Annotated in this window: 14 protein-coding genes and 5 tRNA genes; 3 read left to right on the forward strand and 16 right to left on the reverse strand. The window is 71.0% G+C overall.

Annotated features, from left to right (window positions below; all coding sequences use genetic code 11):
* Positions 1-3 precede the first annotated feature (3 nt).
* Together ACWD4A_RS17750 and ACWD4A_RS17755 are read right to left on the reverse strand one after the other, a co-directional pair.
* A complete protein-coding gene (locus tag ACWD4A_RS17750) occupies positions 4-1,005 on the reverse strand; it encodes an NAD(P)H-dependent glycerol-3-phosphate dehydrogenase (RefSeq protein ID WP_451194809.1) in 1,002 nt (333 codons plus the stop codon).
* Positions 1,002-1,751 (reverse strand): lysophospholipid acyltransferase family protein, encoded by a 750-nt coding sequence (locus ACWD4A_RS17755; protein WP_451194811.1) that lies wholly within the window; start codon positions 1,749-1,751, stop codon positions 1,002-1,004. Before ACWD4A_RS17755 ends, ACWD4A_RS17750 begins: the two co-directional genes overlap by 4 nt.
* Before the next feature lie 160 nt (positions 1,752-1,911).
* Here ACWD4A_RS17755 and cofC point away from each other — a divergent pair, with 160 nt between their 5' ends.
* The gene (gene cofC / locus ACWD4A_RS17760) at positions 1,912-2,574 is read left to right on the forward strand and encodes a 2-phospho-L-lactate guanylyltransferase (protein ID WP_451194882.1); all 663 of its coding nucleotides are present in this window, start codon (positions 1,912-1,914) and stop codon (positions 2,572-2,574) included.
* Positions 2,575-2,662: 88 nt separating this feature from the next.
* The gene (locus tag ACWD4A_RS17765) at positions 2,663-2,872 is read left to right on the forward strand and encodes a hypothetical protein (RefSeq protein ID WP_451194813.1); all 210 of its coding nucleotides are present in this window, start codon (positions 2,663-2,665) and stop codon (positions 2,870-2,872) included.
* A 150-nt stretch (positions 2,873-3,022) separates the two neighbouring features.
* On the opposite strand, the gene ACWD4A_RS17770 is transcribed toward ACWD4A_RS17765, so the two are convergent.
* The 4 genes from ACWD4A_RS17770 to leuC all read right to left on the reverse strand — a co-directional run bounded on the left by ACWD4A_RS17770 (position 3,023) and on the right by leuC (position 6,303).
* On the reverse strand, positions 3,023-3,730 hold the full coding sequence (locus tag ACWD4A_RS17770; protein ID WP_451194814.1) for an HU family DNA-binding protein: 708 nt from the start codon (positions 3,728-3,730) through the stop codon (positions 3,023-3,025).
* A gap of 125 nt (positions 3,731-3,855) precedes the next feature.
* The gene (locus ACWD4A_RS17775) at positions 3,856-4,101 is read right to left on the reverse strand and encodes an SCO5555 family protein (protein WP_451194815.1); all 246 of its coding nucleotides are present in this window, start codon (positions 4,099-4,101) and stop codon (positions 3,856-3,858) included.
* Positions 4,102-4,270: 169 nt separating this feature from the next.
* Positions 4,271-4,864, reverse strand: a complete 594-nt coding sequence (gene leuD, locus ACWD4A_RS17780; protein WP_451194817.1) for a 3-isopropylmalate dehydratase small subunit — start codon at positions 4,862-4,864, stop codon at positions 4,271-4,273.
* Positions 4,865-4,869: 5 nt separating this feature from the next.
* Entirely contained in the window at positions 4,870-6,303 is a 1,434-nt protein-coding gene (leuC, locus tag ACWD4A_RS17785; protein ID WP_451194818.1) for a 3-isopropylmalate dehydratase large subunit, read from the reverse strand.
* Positions 6,304-6,430: 127 nt separating this feature from the next.
* Between leuC and ndgR the strand changes: the two genes are divergently transcribed.
* The gene (gene ndgR / locus ACWD4A_RS17790; RefSeq protein WP_451194820.1) at positions 6,431-7,159 is read left to right on the forward strand and encodes an IclR family transcriptional regulator NdgR; all 729 of its coding nucleotides are present in this window, start codon (positions 6,431-6,433) and stop codon (positions 7,157-7,159) included.
* A gap of 79 nt (positions 7,160-7,238) precedes the next feature.
* Here the strand turns inward: ndgR and ACWD4A_RS17795 are convergent, their stop codons facing one another.
* The 10 genes from ACWD4A_RS17795 to ACWD4A_RS17840 form a co-directional block, all read right to left on the reverse strand.
* Positions 7,239-8,288 carry an anti-sigma factor RsbA family regulatory protein gene (locus tag ACWD4A_RS17795; RefSeq protein WP_451194821.1) on the reverse strand — a complete coding sequence of 350 codons (1,050 nt, stop codon included), beginning with the start codon at positions 8,286-8,288 and terminating at the stop codon, positions 7,239-7,241.
* Positions 8,278-9,180 (reverse strand): MEDS domain-containing protein, encoded by a 903-nt coding sequence (locus tag ACWD4A_RS17800; protein ID WP_451194823.1) that lies wholly within the window; start codon positions 9,178-9,180, stop codon positions 8,278-8,280. The genes ACWD4A_RS17795 and ACWD4A_RS17800 overlap by 11 nt, the downstream gene beginning before the upstream one ends.
* A gap of 87 nt (positions 9,181-9,267) precedes the next feature.
* Positions 9,268-9,340 (reverse strand) — tRNA-Glu (locus ACWD4A_RS17805).
* A gap of 45 nt (positions 9,341-9,385) precedes the next feature.
* Positions 9,386-9,457: transfer RNA gene (locus ACWD4A_RS17810), tRNA-Gln, on the reverse strand.
* A 12-nt stretch (positions 9,458-9,469) separates the two neighbouring features.
* Positions 9,470-9,542 (reverse strand) — tRNA-Glu (locus ACWD4A_RS17815).
* A gap of 59 nt (positions 9,543-9,601) precedes the next feature.
* Positions 9,602-9,674 (reverse strand) — tRNA-Glu (locus ACWD4A_RS17820).
* Between the two features lie 73 nt (positions 9,675-9,747).
* A tRNA-Gln gene (locus ACWD4A_RS17825) sits at positions 9,748-9,819 on the reverse strand.
* A gap of 89 nt (positions 9,820-9,908) precedes the next feature.
* Positions 9,909-10,637: an HAD family hydrolase gene (locus tag ACWD4A_RS17830; RefSeq protein WP_451194825.1), complete on the reverse strand. Its 729-nt coding sequence runs from the start codon at positions 10,635-10,637 to the stop codon at positions 9,909-9,911.
* Between the two features lie 26 nt (positions 10,638-10,663).
* Positions 10,664-12,145 (reverse strand): glutamate--tRNA ligase, encoded by a 1,482-nt coding sequence (gene gltX, locus ACWD4A_RS17835; protein WP_451194827.1) that lies wholly within the window; start codon positions 12,143-12,145, stop codon positions 10,664-10,666.
* The gene (locus ACWD4A_RS17840; RefSeq protein ID WP_451194829.1) at positions 12,138-12,920 is read right to left on the reverse strand and encodes a fumarylacetoacetate hydrolase family protein; all 783 of its coding nucleotides are present in this window, start codon (positions 12,918-12,920) and stop codon (positions 12,138-12,140) included. Before ACWD4A_RS17840 ends, gltX begins: the two co-directional genes overlap by 8 nt.
* Between the last annotated feature and the right edge of the window lie 27 nt (positions 12,921-12,947).

Genomic DNA, 12,947 nt, shown 5'->3' on the forward strand with positions numbered 1-12,947 from the left:
GCGTCAGTGCCGCTCGGGCTTGGCGCTGCGCGACATCAGCTCCTTGAGGGCCACCATCGGGGGCTTCCCCTCGTGGACGATCTCCACGACGGTCTCGGTGATCGGCATGTCGACGTCGTGCCGCCGGGCCAGATCCAGCACGGACTCACAGGACTTGACGCCCTCGGCGGTCTGCCTGGTGACGGCGATGGTCTCGGCGAGGGTCATGCCGCGGCCGAGGTTGGTGCCGAAGGTGTGGTTGCGGGAGAGCGGCGAGGAGCAGGTGGCGACGAGGTCGCCCATGCCGGCGAGACCGGCGAAGGTGTGCGCGTCGGCGCCCATGGCGAGCCCGAGCCGGGTGGTCTCGGCGAGGCCGCGGGTGATGAGCGACGCCTTGGCGTTGTCGCCGAGGCCCATGCCGTCGGCGATGCCCACGGCCAGCGCGATGACGTTCTTGACGGCGCCGCCGAGTTCGCAGCCGACGACGTCGGTGTTGGTGTACGGCCGGAAGTAGGCGGTGTGGCAGGCGGCCTGGAGGCGCTTGGCGACGGCCTCGTCACGGCAGGCGACGACGGCCGCGGCGGGCTGCCGGGCGGCGATCTCCTTGGCGAGGTTGGGGCCGGTGAGCACGGCGACGCGGTCCGCGGAGACCTTGGCGACCTCCTCGACGACCTCGCTCATCCGCTTGGCGGTGCCGAGTTCGACGCCCTTCATCAGGGAGACGAGGACGGTGTCGGGGGCCAGCAGGGGCGCCCACTCGGTGAGGTTGCCGCGCAGGGTCTGGGAGGGGACGGCGAGGACGGTGAAGTCCGCGCCGGCGGCCGCCTCGGCGGGGTCGGTGGTGGCCCGTACGGCGGCGGGGAGCTCGGTGCCGGGGAGGTAGTCGGGGTTGGTGCGGGTGGTGTTGATGGCGGTGACGAGGGTCTCGCGGCGGCCCCACATGGTCACCTCGCAGCCCGCGTCGGCGAGGATCATCGCGAAGGCGGTGCCCCACGATCCGGTGCCGTAGACGGCGCAGCGCGTCACTTGGTGTCCTCCTGGGCCTTCCTGCGGACCTCGGCGCGGGCCTTGCGGTGGTTGTACGGCTCGGCGGGGGCGGGCTCGCCGCGGAGTTCGGCGAGGAGCGCGGTGATGGCGGCCATGATGTCGTCGGTGGCGGCGCGCAGCACCTCCGCGGTGGGCTCCTTGCCGTAGTACTTGGCGAGGTCGACGGGCGGGCCCGCGAGGACCTTGAGCGTCTTGCGGGGGAAGAGCCGGAGCTTCTTCTCCTTGGCGTACGGCGGCATGGCCTCGTTGGCGCCCCACTGGGCGACCGGGATGACGGGGGCCCGCGTGAGGAGTGCCACACGGGCGGCGCCGGTCTTGCCCTCCATGGGCCACATGTCGGGGTCGCGGGTAAGGGTGCCCTCGGGGTAGAAGGCCACGCACTCGCCCTTGTTGATGGCGTCGACGGCGGCGCGGAAGGCGGTGGCGGCGTCGGTGGTCTCGCGGTAGACGGGGATCTGCCCGGTGCCGCGCAGTATCGCGCCGACGAAGCTGCCCCTGAACAGGGCGGCCTTGGCCAGGAAGCGGGGGACGCGGCCGGTGTTGTACTGGAAGTGGGCGTACGACAGCGGGTCGAGATACGAGTTGTGGTTGACCGCGGTGATAAAACCGCCGTCGGCCGGAATGTGCTCCATTCCTCGCCAGTCCCGCTTGAACAGAACCACGAGCGGCGGTTTTGCCAACACCGCCGTAAAGCGGTACCAGAAGCCGATTCTGTGGCGGGACACTCGGACACCCTTCTCTTGGGACCTGGGGGCTGTATGAACCTTGGGGCCGCACAAGTGTCGCCCCAGGTACCCGGTCTGTCGAGAACACCGTAACCCCGCGCTCGCCGGGCGTCTGCGGCAGCGGGGGACAATGAGGCTGATGCTGAGAGAGGGGGCGGATGTGGTCTGGACGCTGGTGGTGCCGCTGAAGCCGCTGTCCCTGGCCAAGAGCCGTCTCGTGGGGGGCCGCGGACCCGTCGTGCCGGACAGACCCGCGCTGGCGCTGGCGTTCGCGCTGGACACGGTGGCCGCCGCGCTGTCCTGCCGGGCCGTGGACGATGTGGTGGTCGTCACGGACGATCCGGTGGCGGGTGCGGAGCTGGGGGCGCTCGGCGCCCGGGTGCTGCCCGAGCCGGACCGCGGTTCCGGTGGCCTGAACGGCGCGCTTGCGCACGGCGCGCGGAGCGTGCGGACGGGCCGGCCGGGATCGGCGGTGGCGACGCTCAACGCGGATCTGCCGGCGCTGCGGGCGATGGAACTCGGGCGGGTGCTCGATTCGGCCGCGGAATTCCCGCGCGCTTTTCTCGCGGACCGGGCGGGAATCGGGACGACGCTTCTCGCGGCGGCGCCGGGAATGGAATTGGCTCCGGCGTTCGAGGGGCAGTCGCGCACCCGTCACCGGGCTTCGGGGGCGCGGGAGATCGAGCTGGCGGGGGTCGATTCCGTGCGCCAGGACGTGGACACGGAGGACGATTTGCGGGCGGCGCTGGCCCTGGGCGTGGGCCCGCGGACGGCCGCCGCCGCGGCGGGACTGCTGGCGCCGCGGCCCGTACGGGCCGACTGAGCGGCCTTCTCCGGGTGTTCCCGGGGCTTTCCCGGCCCGCCCCCGCCGCTGTGCGGCAGGGTGCCGGGCAAGCCGTAGGGTTGGCGGCATGCAGGCCACCGCGTACACCTACGACCCCCAGACCCGCTCCGGCAGCGTGCTGCTGGACGACGGAACCCCGGTCCCGTTCGGCACGGCCGCGTTCGACGCGGGCGGTCTGCGGCTGTTGCGCCCCGGCCAGCGGGTGCGGATCGAATACGCCGGGAGCGGCGCGGAGTCCGGCCGGACCATCTCACTGGTGACGCTGCAGACCTTCTGAGGCAGACCTTCCGAGCGGACCTTCCGGCCCCGGACTTCCGGCGGACTTTCCGGCGGACTTTCCGAGGGCCCGCGAAGGTCTTCCGTCCACACACCGCGGGCCGGGCTCCCCGGAGGGAGCCCGGCCCGGCGCGTGACGCCGTCCGCTGCCTTACTTCTTGGCGGCGGCCTTCTTGGCGGTGGTCTTGCGCGCGGTGGTCTTGCGCGCCGGAGCCTTGACCGCCGTGGCCTTCTTGGCGGGCGCGGTCTTCTTCGCCGTCGCCGTGGTCTTCTTGGCGGTGGCCTTCTTGGCCGTGGTCGCCTTCTTGGCGGCGGCCTTGGTGGCGGTGACCGTCGTCTTCTTGGCGGCGGCCTTCTTCGTGGTCGCCGCGGCCTTCTTGGCGGTGGTCGCCTTCTTGGCCGTGGTCTTCTTCGCCGCCGTGGTCTTCGCCGCGGTCGTCTTCTTGACGGCCGTGGTGGCCTTCTTCGCGGTCACCTTCTTTGCGGTGGCCTTCTTGGTGGCGGCCTTGGCCGTCGTCTTGGTGCCGCCCGAAAGGCTGCCCTTCGGCGCCTTCTTCACGGCCACGTCGTTCTTCGGCAGCTTCTTCGAGCCGCTCACCAGGTCCTTGAAGCCCTGACCCGCGCGGAAGCGCGGCACCGAGGTCTTCTTGACCCGCACGCGCTCACCCGTCTGCGGGTTGCGGGCGTAACGGGCCGGGCGGTCGACCTTCTCGAAGGAACCGAAGCCGGTGACCGAGACCCGGTCCCCGGCGACAACTGCACGGACGATCGCGTCGAGTACCGCGTCGACCGCGTCTGCGGCCTGCTGACGGCCACCGAGCTTGTCGGCAATCGCTTCAACGAGCTGCGCCTTGTTCACGTCTTCCCCTTCGGAGACATTGCTGGAACGAATGCGTTCCAGCCTTTTCGCACGTTAGGCAGATATATACCGCAAATCAAACACGAAACGGTCTAATCACCCTTGTGCCGCAACGAACTCGACCATCACGGAGTTCCGTCACGGTCGGGCTCTTCGGGGAAACGGCCCTCGTCGAGGTCGTTCATCAGCCGGTCCAGACGCTTTGCCGCGCCTGAGAGATCGTGCTTTGCCGCAGCCGTGATGGCCAGCAGCTTCCGGGACAGCGCCATCCGTACGCCCTCCGGGACTTGCAGTGTGCGCACCCGCGAGTGCGCTTGCTTGAGTTGGTCGGCGACGAGCCGGTAAAGCTCGAGTTGGCTGTCGCGTTCCATGCACCGATTGTGCCATCTGAGGCGAGTTGTCGCTCCACAGGGCCTCAACAAAGCGGTGCGCCCCCTGTCCGAAGACAGGGGGCGCATCATGTCAAACCCTGGGTGAGCAGCGAAAATCCGGGTCCCCGGAAGCGCGTCGGCGCGGCGCCGAAGAAGCTCGAAATCCGTGTCAGGACTGGGCTGTGGAGGGCTTGTACGCGGGCCGCCGGGTCTCGAAGGCGGCGATGTCCGGCTCGTGCCGGAGGGTCAGGCCGATGTCGTCCAGCCCCTCCAGAAGACGCCAGCGCGCGTTCTCGTCAAGCTCAAAATCAGCCGTGATGTCCCCGGCCCGGACCTGTCGGGCGACCAGGTCGACCGTCACCTCGGTGGTGGGGTCGGCCTCGGTCAGCCGCCAGAGCACGTCGACGGTCTCCTGCGGCAGGACGACGGTCAGCAGTCCGTTCTTGAGCGAGTTCCCGCGGAAGATGTCGGCGAAGCGGGACGAGACGACGGCCTTGAAGCCGTAGTTCTGCAGCGCCCAGACGGCGTGCTCGCGGGAGGAGCCGGTGCCGAAGTCGGGCCCGGCGACGAGCACGGTGGCACCGCGGTGCTCCGGGCGGTTCAGCACGAACTCCGGATCCTTGCGCCACGCCTCGAAGAGCCCGTCCTCGAAGCCGTCGCGGGTGACCTTCTTGAGCCAGTGGGCCGGGATGATCTGGTCGGTGTCGACATTGCTGCGGCGCAGGGGGACGGCCCGGCCGGTGTGCGTGGTGAAGGCTTCCATGAGTCTCAGACCCCTACGGCGGTACGGACGTCGGACGCGTCGGACAGGTCGGCCGGGAAGGCCAGCCGGCCCAGGACGGCGGTGGCGGCGGCGACCTGGGGCGACACCAGGTGGGTGCGGCCGCCCTTGCCCTGCCTGCCCTCGAAGTTGCGGTTGGAGGTCGACGCGGACCTCTCGCCGGGCGCGAGTTGATCGGGGTTCATGCCCAGGCACATGGAGCAGCCCGCGTGCCGCCATTCGGCCCCGGCGGCGGTGAACACCTTGTCCAGCCCTTCCGCGACGGCCTGGAGCGAGACGCGCACCGACCCGGGGACGACCAGCATCCGGACGCCGTCGGCGACCTGGCGGCCGTCGAGGACGGCGGCGGCCGCCCGCAGGTCCTCGATGCGGCCGTTGGTGCACGAGCCCACGAAAACGGTGTCCACGCGGATGTCGCGCAGCGCCTGACCCGCCGTCAATCCCATGTATTCCAGGGCCTTTTCGGCGGCGAACCGGTCCGACGGGTCGGCGAAGGAGGCCGGGTCGGGAACGTCGGCCGACAGGGGTGCGCCCTGGCCCGGGTTGGTGCCCCAGGTGACGAACGGGGACAGCTCCGCGGCGTCGATGACCACCTCGTGGTCGAACACGGCGTCGTCGTCGGTGCGCAGGGTGCGCCAGTAGGCGACGGCCGCGTCCCAGTCGGCGCCCTCCGGCGCGTGGGGGCGGCCCCGGAGGTAGTCGAAGGTGGTCTCGTCGGGGGCGATCATCCCGGCGCGGGCGCCCGCCTCGATGGACATGTTGCAGACGGTCATCCGCGCCTCCATCGAGAGCTTCTCGACGGCCGGGCCGCGGTACTCGATGACGTAACCCTGGCCGCCGCCGGTGCCGATGCGGGCGATGACGGCGAGGATCAGGTCCTTGGCCGTGACGCCCTCGGGCAGTTCGCCCCGGACGGTGACGGCCATGGTCCGGAACGGGGCCAGCGGCAGGGTCTGGGTGGCGAGCACGTGCTCGACCTGGCTGGTGCCGATGCCGAACGCGAGCGCGCCGAAGGCGCCGTGGGTGGAGGTGTGGCTGTCGCCGCAGACGACGGTGGTGCCGGGCTGGGTCAGTCCCAGCTGCGGTCCCACCACGTGGACGACGCCCTGCTCGACGTCGCCGAGCGGGTGCAGCCGCACGCCGAACTCGGCGCAGTTCTTGCGGAGGGTCTCCAGCTGGGTGCGGGAGACGGGGTCCGCGATCGGCTTGTCGATGTCGAGGGTCGGGGTGTTGTGGTCCTCGGTGGCGATGGTGAGGTCCGTGCGGCGCACCCGGCGGCCCGCCCTGCGCAGTCCGTCGAAGGCCTGCGGGCTGGTCACCTCGTGGAGCAGGTGCAGATCGATGAAGAGAAGGTCGGGCTCGCCTTCGGCGCGCGTGACGACGTGGTCGTCCCAGACCTTTTCCGCGAGTGTCCGTCCCATCGCTGTCCCTCCGGCCGGCGTGACCGCCGGTCCATGTGTGTGCTCGTGGGTTGCTTGCTCTCCAGGTTGGCGCTTCCGCCGGAAAATTGAACTTGCGTTTCACAGTGTGAGACGCAAGTATCGTTGCATGGACAACTCTGGTGGCCCTTCGAGCGGCGTGGGCGTACTCGACAAAGCGGCTCTGGTGCTGAGCGCTCTGGAGTCCGGTCCGGCGACGCTGGCCGGGCTGGTCACGGCGACCGGTCTCGCGCGCCCGACGGCGCACCGGCTCGCGGTGGCGCTGGAGCACCACCGCATGGTGGCGCGGGACATGCAGGGCCGGTTCATCCTCGGTCCGCGGCTGAGCGAGCTGGCGGCCGCGGCGGGCGAGGACCGGCTGCTGGCCACGGCGGGCCCGGTGCTCACGCACCTGCGGGACGTGACGGGCGAGAGCGCGCAGCTCTACCGGCGGCAGGGCGACATGCGGATCTGTGTGGCCGCGGCGGAGCGGCTGTCCGGCCTGCGGGACACCGTGCCGGTCGGCTCCACGCTGCCGATGAAGGCCGGGTCCGCGGCGCAGGTGCTGATGGCCTGGGAGGAGCCCGAGCGGCTGCACCGCGGCCTGCAGGGCGCCCGTTTCACGGCGACGGCGCTCTCGGGCGTGCGCCGCCGCGGCTGGGCCCAGTCGATCGGCGAGCGGGAGCCGGGCGTGGCCTCGGTCTCCGCGCCCGTGCGGGGCCCCTCCAACCGCGTGGTGGCCGCCGTCTCGGTCTCCGGGCCGATCGAGCGGCTGACCCGCCACCCGGGCCGGATGCACGCCCAGGCGGTCATCGACGCGGCCGTGCGGCTCACCGAGGCGCTGCGCCGCAACGGCTGACCCATGAGCCGGCCCAAGAGCCGGCCGATGAACCGACCGATGAACGGAAGCCCTGTGAGGGCGGGCGTCCCGTCCGCCCTCACAGGGCTTCCGCGTCCCCGGCTCCGGCGATCCGCAATGTGATACGGGTCTCACCGTCCCGGGAGCGTACGTCCAGGCAGTCGCTGAGGCGGCGGGCGAGCCAGAGGCCATCCTCTGCGCCGGGGCCGGGGCCGGGCGGGACGTAGCCCGCGAGAGCCGGTACGGGGGCGCTCAGCGGCCCGGGGCGCCGCAGCTCGTACACGACGGTCCCGGGCTCCTGCCAGGCGCTCAGCGCGACGCGCGCGCCGTCGGCGGCCAGCAGGCGGCCCGCGGCCTCGTGGACGGCGAGCTCGGCCAGCGCGAGCCGGCCGCCGGTGAGGCCCGCCGCGGCCGCCCGCTCGCGGGCGAAGCGGCGTACGGCGGGAAGCTCGGCGGTCGGCCCGGCGGTGACGGCGGAGAGCGGGGGCGGCGGGCCGGGCAGCAGCATGGAGGCCGCGTAGTCCGCCGGGTCCCGGTAGGCGGCGCAGGGCGTGACGCGCTCGCCGTCCAGCAGCGCCGGGTGGGTCGCGCGGGCCGCCTCGGCGACGGCGGGGGGCACGGTCCTCGTGTCGTACGGGCAGACCATCCACACCGGCAGCGCGGCCAGCAGCAGGTTGAGGCCGGATTCCAGCCGCTGCCACTCGGCGGTCCGGTGGGCGGATCCGCCGCACCGCACGGGTTCGGCGATCATCCGTGTCCGCCTGCCGGGACGGGAGCGCCGCTCCTGGTAGCGCAGGAAGGCGGCGATCCGTTCGACGGGTCTGCGGCCGAAGTGCGCGCTCTCCGCAGTGTCCAGCGCGTGGGCGTGGTCCCCCAGGGCGGTGCGGAGGAGTTCGATGTTGGCGGGTGTCGTCACGGCCAGGACGGGCTCTCCGGCGGCCAGCCCGGCGCGCGCGAAGGGGACCGCCATCGCCAGGAATTCGTCGTCGCTGCCGTAGAGACAGGCGTGGTGGACGAATCCCCGCCCCTGTCCACGTCCCCGCCCCTGTCCCGGCCCCCGTTCCCGCCCCTGGACGGCTCCCCCGGTGGGCCCGTCGGGCCCGGTCCGTCCGGTGTGGTCAGCAGGCATGCGCGGCCCCCAGCCGGAGGCCCGGCGTGCGGTCCCAGCCGATGAGGGTGATGACGTGCAGCAGGTGCGGTGGCACTCCGGCGAGTTCGACGGTGCAGTGGCGGGCGGCGCGGGCCCTGGCGAAGGTCATCAGCAGCCGCAGCCCGGCCAGGTCGAGGAACTCCACCCGGGACATCTCCAGGCGGACGTCGCCCCGTACGGACGCGACGGACTGGAGGGCGTCCCGGAGGTAGCGGTGCGAGGCGGTGTCGACCACCCCCTCGATGCGCAGCCCCGGCGGGTCGAAGGTGCGGACGACGAGGAGTTCGGCTGTGCGGACGAGTGGATCCACTTCGACGCTCCTGGGATGAGCCGATGCGAAGGCGCCCAGGGCGGCGGGGTCGCAGCGGCGGACGTCGCACTGGCAGACCGCCAGCGCCTCGCCGGAGCCGAACTCCGCGGCCAGCAGGGCCTCGTAGCGCAGCAGCCGGGAGGTGTCCCGGCCGTCGCACAGAGCGGTGCACAGATCCCCCGTGACGCGCAGCGCGCGGTAGCCCTCGCTGCGGGACCGGTCGACGGCCGCCCGCAGCGAGCCGAGTAACGCGGCGGGGTCCAACTCGCCCCGCGGCGGGGCGAGATCGGCCGGTCCGAGCACTTCCAGCTGTCCGTACGGTGCCTCGGGCAGCTCGGCGAGGCGGCACTCCTCCAGCAGTTCGCGCGGCCCCTTGGGCCCGTCCTCGCCCGCGAGGTAGAGGATCTTGTGCTCCGCGTCCAGACCGTCCAGCAGGAAGCCCCGCAGGACCGCGGCCCGTTCCTCGTCCGACGCATAGAGCAGGGACGCGTGATCGCCTGGACGGAGATCACCGACGTGGATACGGCTGCCCCCGTGTCGCGCGCCGTCGGTATGGGCCATGCGTGGATTATCCGGCCCGGTACGGACATGCGGAAGGCCACACGAAAAAATGCCCCCCGCTTATGCGGGAGGCATCTTTCCTTTTTGTACCCCCGACCGGATTCGAACCGGCGCTACCGCCTTGAGAGGGCGGCGTGCTAGGCCGCTACACAACGGGGGCTCGCACTGCGCTTTACTACTTGCAGAGCTTCAAGCTCTCTCTGCGCTGGGGTACCAGGACTCGAACCTAGACTAAGGGAACCAGAAACCCTCGTGCTGCCAATTACACCATACCCCATGGTGTTACCAGTACCCCCGACCGGATTCGAACCGGCGCTACCGCCTTGAGAGGGCGGCGTGCTAGGCCGCTACACAACGGGGGCCCTAGCGATCCCTTCCCCGCCTCCGGGATTCATCCGGATGGTGAAGAATTATGGATCAGTACCCCCGACCGGATTCGAACCGGCGCTACCGCCTTGAGAGGGCGGCGTGCTAGGCCGCTACACAACGGGGGCTCGCACTGCGCTTTACTACTTTGTTTACCGCGTTTTCTACTTTACCAAAAGAAACCCGAGTGAATTTCTTTTGCTGGGGTACCAGGACTCGAACCTAGACTAAGGGAACCAGAAACCCTCGTGCTGCCAATTACACCATACCCCACCAGAACTCGACCTCTTTGAAGGGGTCTTGCTCGGGCTTGCTCCGTCCGTTCCGGCCTCTCGGCCCTCTCGGGCGGCGCAGGAAGAACATTACCCGAAGGTGGAGGGTGCTCCAAAACCGATAAGCCGCCACAGCACCCCGGGCAGCTCGTGGAGTCCCGCGATGCGCCGCACGCCATCCGGAACTGGCGCCTCCGGCGGGCCCGTACGGTCCAGCCAGATCCCGTGCAACCCGGCGTCGCGGGCCCCGATCGCATCGCATTCGAGCTGGTCGCCGACGTACGCGACGGCGGCGGGCGGCAACCCCAGCCGCGCGCAGGCGGCGTGGAAGGCGCCGGGGTCGGGCTTGGCGCGGCCGATGCGGTCCGCGCACATCACGTCCTCGAACCGGGCGCGCGCCCCGAGGACGCGGAGCTTGCGCTCCTGGTACGTGGTGGCGGCGTTGGAGAGCACCGCCTGGCGGACGTGCGGGGCGAGGGCGTCCAGGGCGGGCAGGGCGTCCGGGAAGAGGGTCCAGGCGGCCTCGTAGCGGCTCACGTAGCGGGCGAACCAGGCGTCGGCCTCGGAATCGCCCATGGGGGCGCCCAGGAAGGCGCGTGCGCGCTCACGGCGGTGCTCCTGGTGATCGAGCTCGCCGGAGAGGAAACGGGCGAACTGCGCCTCCATCACGGCACGCCAAAGGCCGAGGGCCTGCTCCGCGGAGTCGTACCGCGAGAGCAGGCCCTCGGCCTCGATGTGGCGCAGCGCCCCGGCCCGGTCGGAACCGGTGTAGTCGAAGAGGGTGTCGTCGACGTCCCAGAGGACTGCGCGGATCGCCATGCGGCGACGGTGACCCGGAGGGGTCGTTACGCCGTCAGCTTTGCCAGGGCCGCGTCGATGCGGGCCAGGGTGCGCTCGCGGCCGAGGATCTCCAGGGACTCGAAGAGCGGCAGGCCGACCGTGCGGCCGGTGACGGCGACGCGGACCGGGGCCTGCGCCTTGCCGAGCTTCAGGCCGTGGGCCTCGCCGGCGGCCAGGACGGCCTCCTTGAGGGACTCCGGGCTGGACCAGTCGGCGGCGTCGAGCTTCTCGCGGGCCGTGCGCAGCAGGTCGCCTGCGCCCTCCTTCATCGCCTTGGCCCAGGACGCCTCGTCCTCCACCGGCTCCTTCAGGAAGAGGAAGTCGACGTTGGCGGTGATGTCCGAGAGGACCGTCAGCCGGGTCTGGGCGTGCGGGGCGATGGCCTCCCAGGCGGCCTGGTCGAAGTCCTCGGGCGCCCAGTTGGCGTGCGGGGCCCGCAGCCAGGGGCCGCACGCCTCGGCGAACGCCTTCACGTCGAGCCGCCGGATGTGGTCGCCGTTGATGGACTCGGCCTTCTTCAGGTCGAAGCGGGCCGGATTGGCGTTGACGTCGGCGAGGTCGAACTTGGCGACCATCTCCGCGATGGAGAAGACGTCCTGGTCGGCGGAGAACGACCAGCCCAGCAGGGAGAGGTAGTTGAGCAGGCCCTCGGGGAGGAAGCCGCGCTCCCGGTAGAGGTTGAGGGACGCCTGCGGGTCGCGCTTGGAGAGCTTCTTGTTGCCCTCGCCCATGACGTACGGCAGGTGGCCGAACTCGGGGGTGGTGCCGTTGCCGACGCCGATCTCGGCGAGCGCCTTGTAGAGCGCGATCTGCCGCGGGGTGGAGGACAGCAGGTCCTCGCCGCGCAGCACGTGCGTGATCTCCATCAGCGCGTCGTCGACCGGGTTGACGAGCGTGTACAGCGGGGCGCCGTTGGCCCGGACGATGCCGTAGTCCGGCACGTTCTCCGGGGTGAAGGTCAGCTCGCCGCGGACCAGGTCGGTGAAGGTGATCGGCTCGTCGGGCATCCGGAAGCGGACGATGGAGGGGCGGCCCTCCGCCTCGTACGCGGCCTTCTGCTCGGCGGTCACGGTGCGGCACTTGCCGTCGTAGCCGGACGGCTTGCCGGCGGCGCGGGCGGCCTCGCGGCGGGCGTCGAGCTCCTCGGTGGTGCAGTAGCAGTGGTAGGCGTGGCCGCCGTCCAGCAGCTTCCGCGCGACGTCCTGGTAGATGTCCATGCGCTGCGACTGGCGGTACGGGGCGTGCGGGCCGCCGATCTCGGGGCCCTCGTCCCAGTCGAAGCCCAGCCAGCGCATCGAGTCGAGCAGCTGCTCGTACGACTCCTCGGAGTCACGGGCCGCGTCGGTGTCCTCGATACGGAAGACCAGGGTGCCGCCGTTGTGGCGGGCGAACGCCCAGTTGAACAGGGCGGTGCGGACCAGGCCCACATGGGGGTTGCCGGTCGGCGAGGGACAGAAACGGACGCGTACGGGAGTTGCGCTAGCCACGCTTGATCACCTTATTGGTGAGAGTGCCGATGCCTTCGATGGTGACGGCGACCTCGTCGCCGACGTTCAGGGGTCCGACACCGGCCGGGGTGCCGGTGAGGACGACGTCGCCGGGGAGCAGCGTCATCGCCTCGGTGATGTGGACGATCAGGTCCTCGATGGAGTGCACCATGTCGCTCGTGCGGCCCAGCTGGCGCTGTTCACCGTTGACGGTGCACATGATGCCGAGATCCGTGGGGTCGAGCTCGGTCTCGATCCAGGGGCCGAGGGGGCAGGAGCTGTCGAAGCCCTTGGCACGGGCCCACTGCTTCTCGCGCCGCTGGATGTCGCGCGCGGTGATGTCGTTGGCGCAGGTGTAGCCGAGGATGACGTCCTTCACGCGCTCGCGCGGGACCTCGCGGCACATCCGTCCGATGACCACGGCCAGCTCGGCCTCGTGGTGCACCTCTTCGGAGAAGGGCGGGTACGCGATGGGGTCCCCGGGGCCGATGACCGCGGTGGACGGCTTGAAGAAGACGACGGGGGCGTCGGGGAGCTCGTTGCCCAGCTCCGCGGCGTGCTCGGCGTAGTTGCGGGCGACGGCGACGACCTTGTTGGGCAACACGGGCGGCAGGAGCCGCACCTTGCCGAGGGGGATCTTCTGCCCCGAGCGCTCGAATTCGGCGAAGGGGTGGCCCTTGATGATGTCGAGGACGGGGCCGCCTTCTGTCGAGGCGTCCCCTTCCACGACGCCGAAGGCGACGTTGCCGTCGATGGAGAACCTGGCGATGCGCACGGGAAGCTGCTGCCCCTATCTGATCCG

It is taken from the genome of Streptomyces sp. NPDC002537 (assembly GCF_053594975.1).

Bases quoted from the DNA above. Each gene is read 5' to 3' on its own strand.
- ACWD4A_RS17765 (WP_451194813.1), top strand. From the start codon at position 2,663: ATGCAGGCCACCGCGTACACCTACGACCCCCAGACCCGCTCCGGCAGC.
- ACWD4A_RS17775 (WP_451194815.1), bottom strand. From the start codon at position 4,101: ATGGAACGCGACAGCCAACTCGAGCTTTACCGGCTCGTCGCCGACCAA.
- leuD (WP_451194817.1), bottom strand. From the start codon at position 4,864: ATGGAAGCCTTCACCACGCACACCGGCCGGGCCGTCCCCCTGCGCCGC.
- leuC (WP_451194818.1), bottom strand. From the start codon at position 6,303: ATGGGACGGACACTCGCGGAAAAGGTCTGGGACGACCACGTCGTCACG.
- ndgR (WP_451194820.1), top strand. From the start codon at position 6,431: ATGGACAACTCTGGTGGCCCTTCGAGCGGCGTGGGCGTACTCGACAAA.
- ACWD4A_RS17795 (WP_451194821.1), bottom strand. From the start codon at position 8,288: ATGCCTGCTGACCACACCGGACGGACCGGGCCCGACGGGCCCACCGGG.
- ACWD4A_RS17800 (WP_451194823.1), bottom strand. From the start codon at position 9,180: ATGGCCCATACCGACGGCGCGCGACACGGGGGCAGCCGTATCCACGTC.
- ACWD4A_RS17830 (WP_451194825.1), bottom strand. From the start codon at position 10,637: ATGGCGATCCGCGCAGTCCTCTGGGACGTCGACGACACCCTCTTCGAC.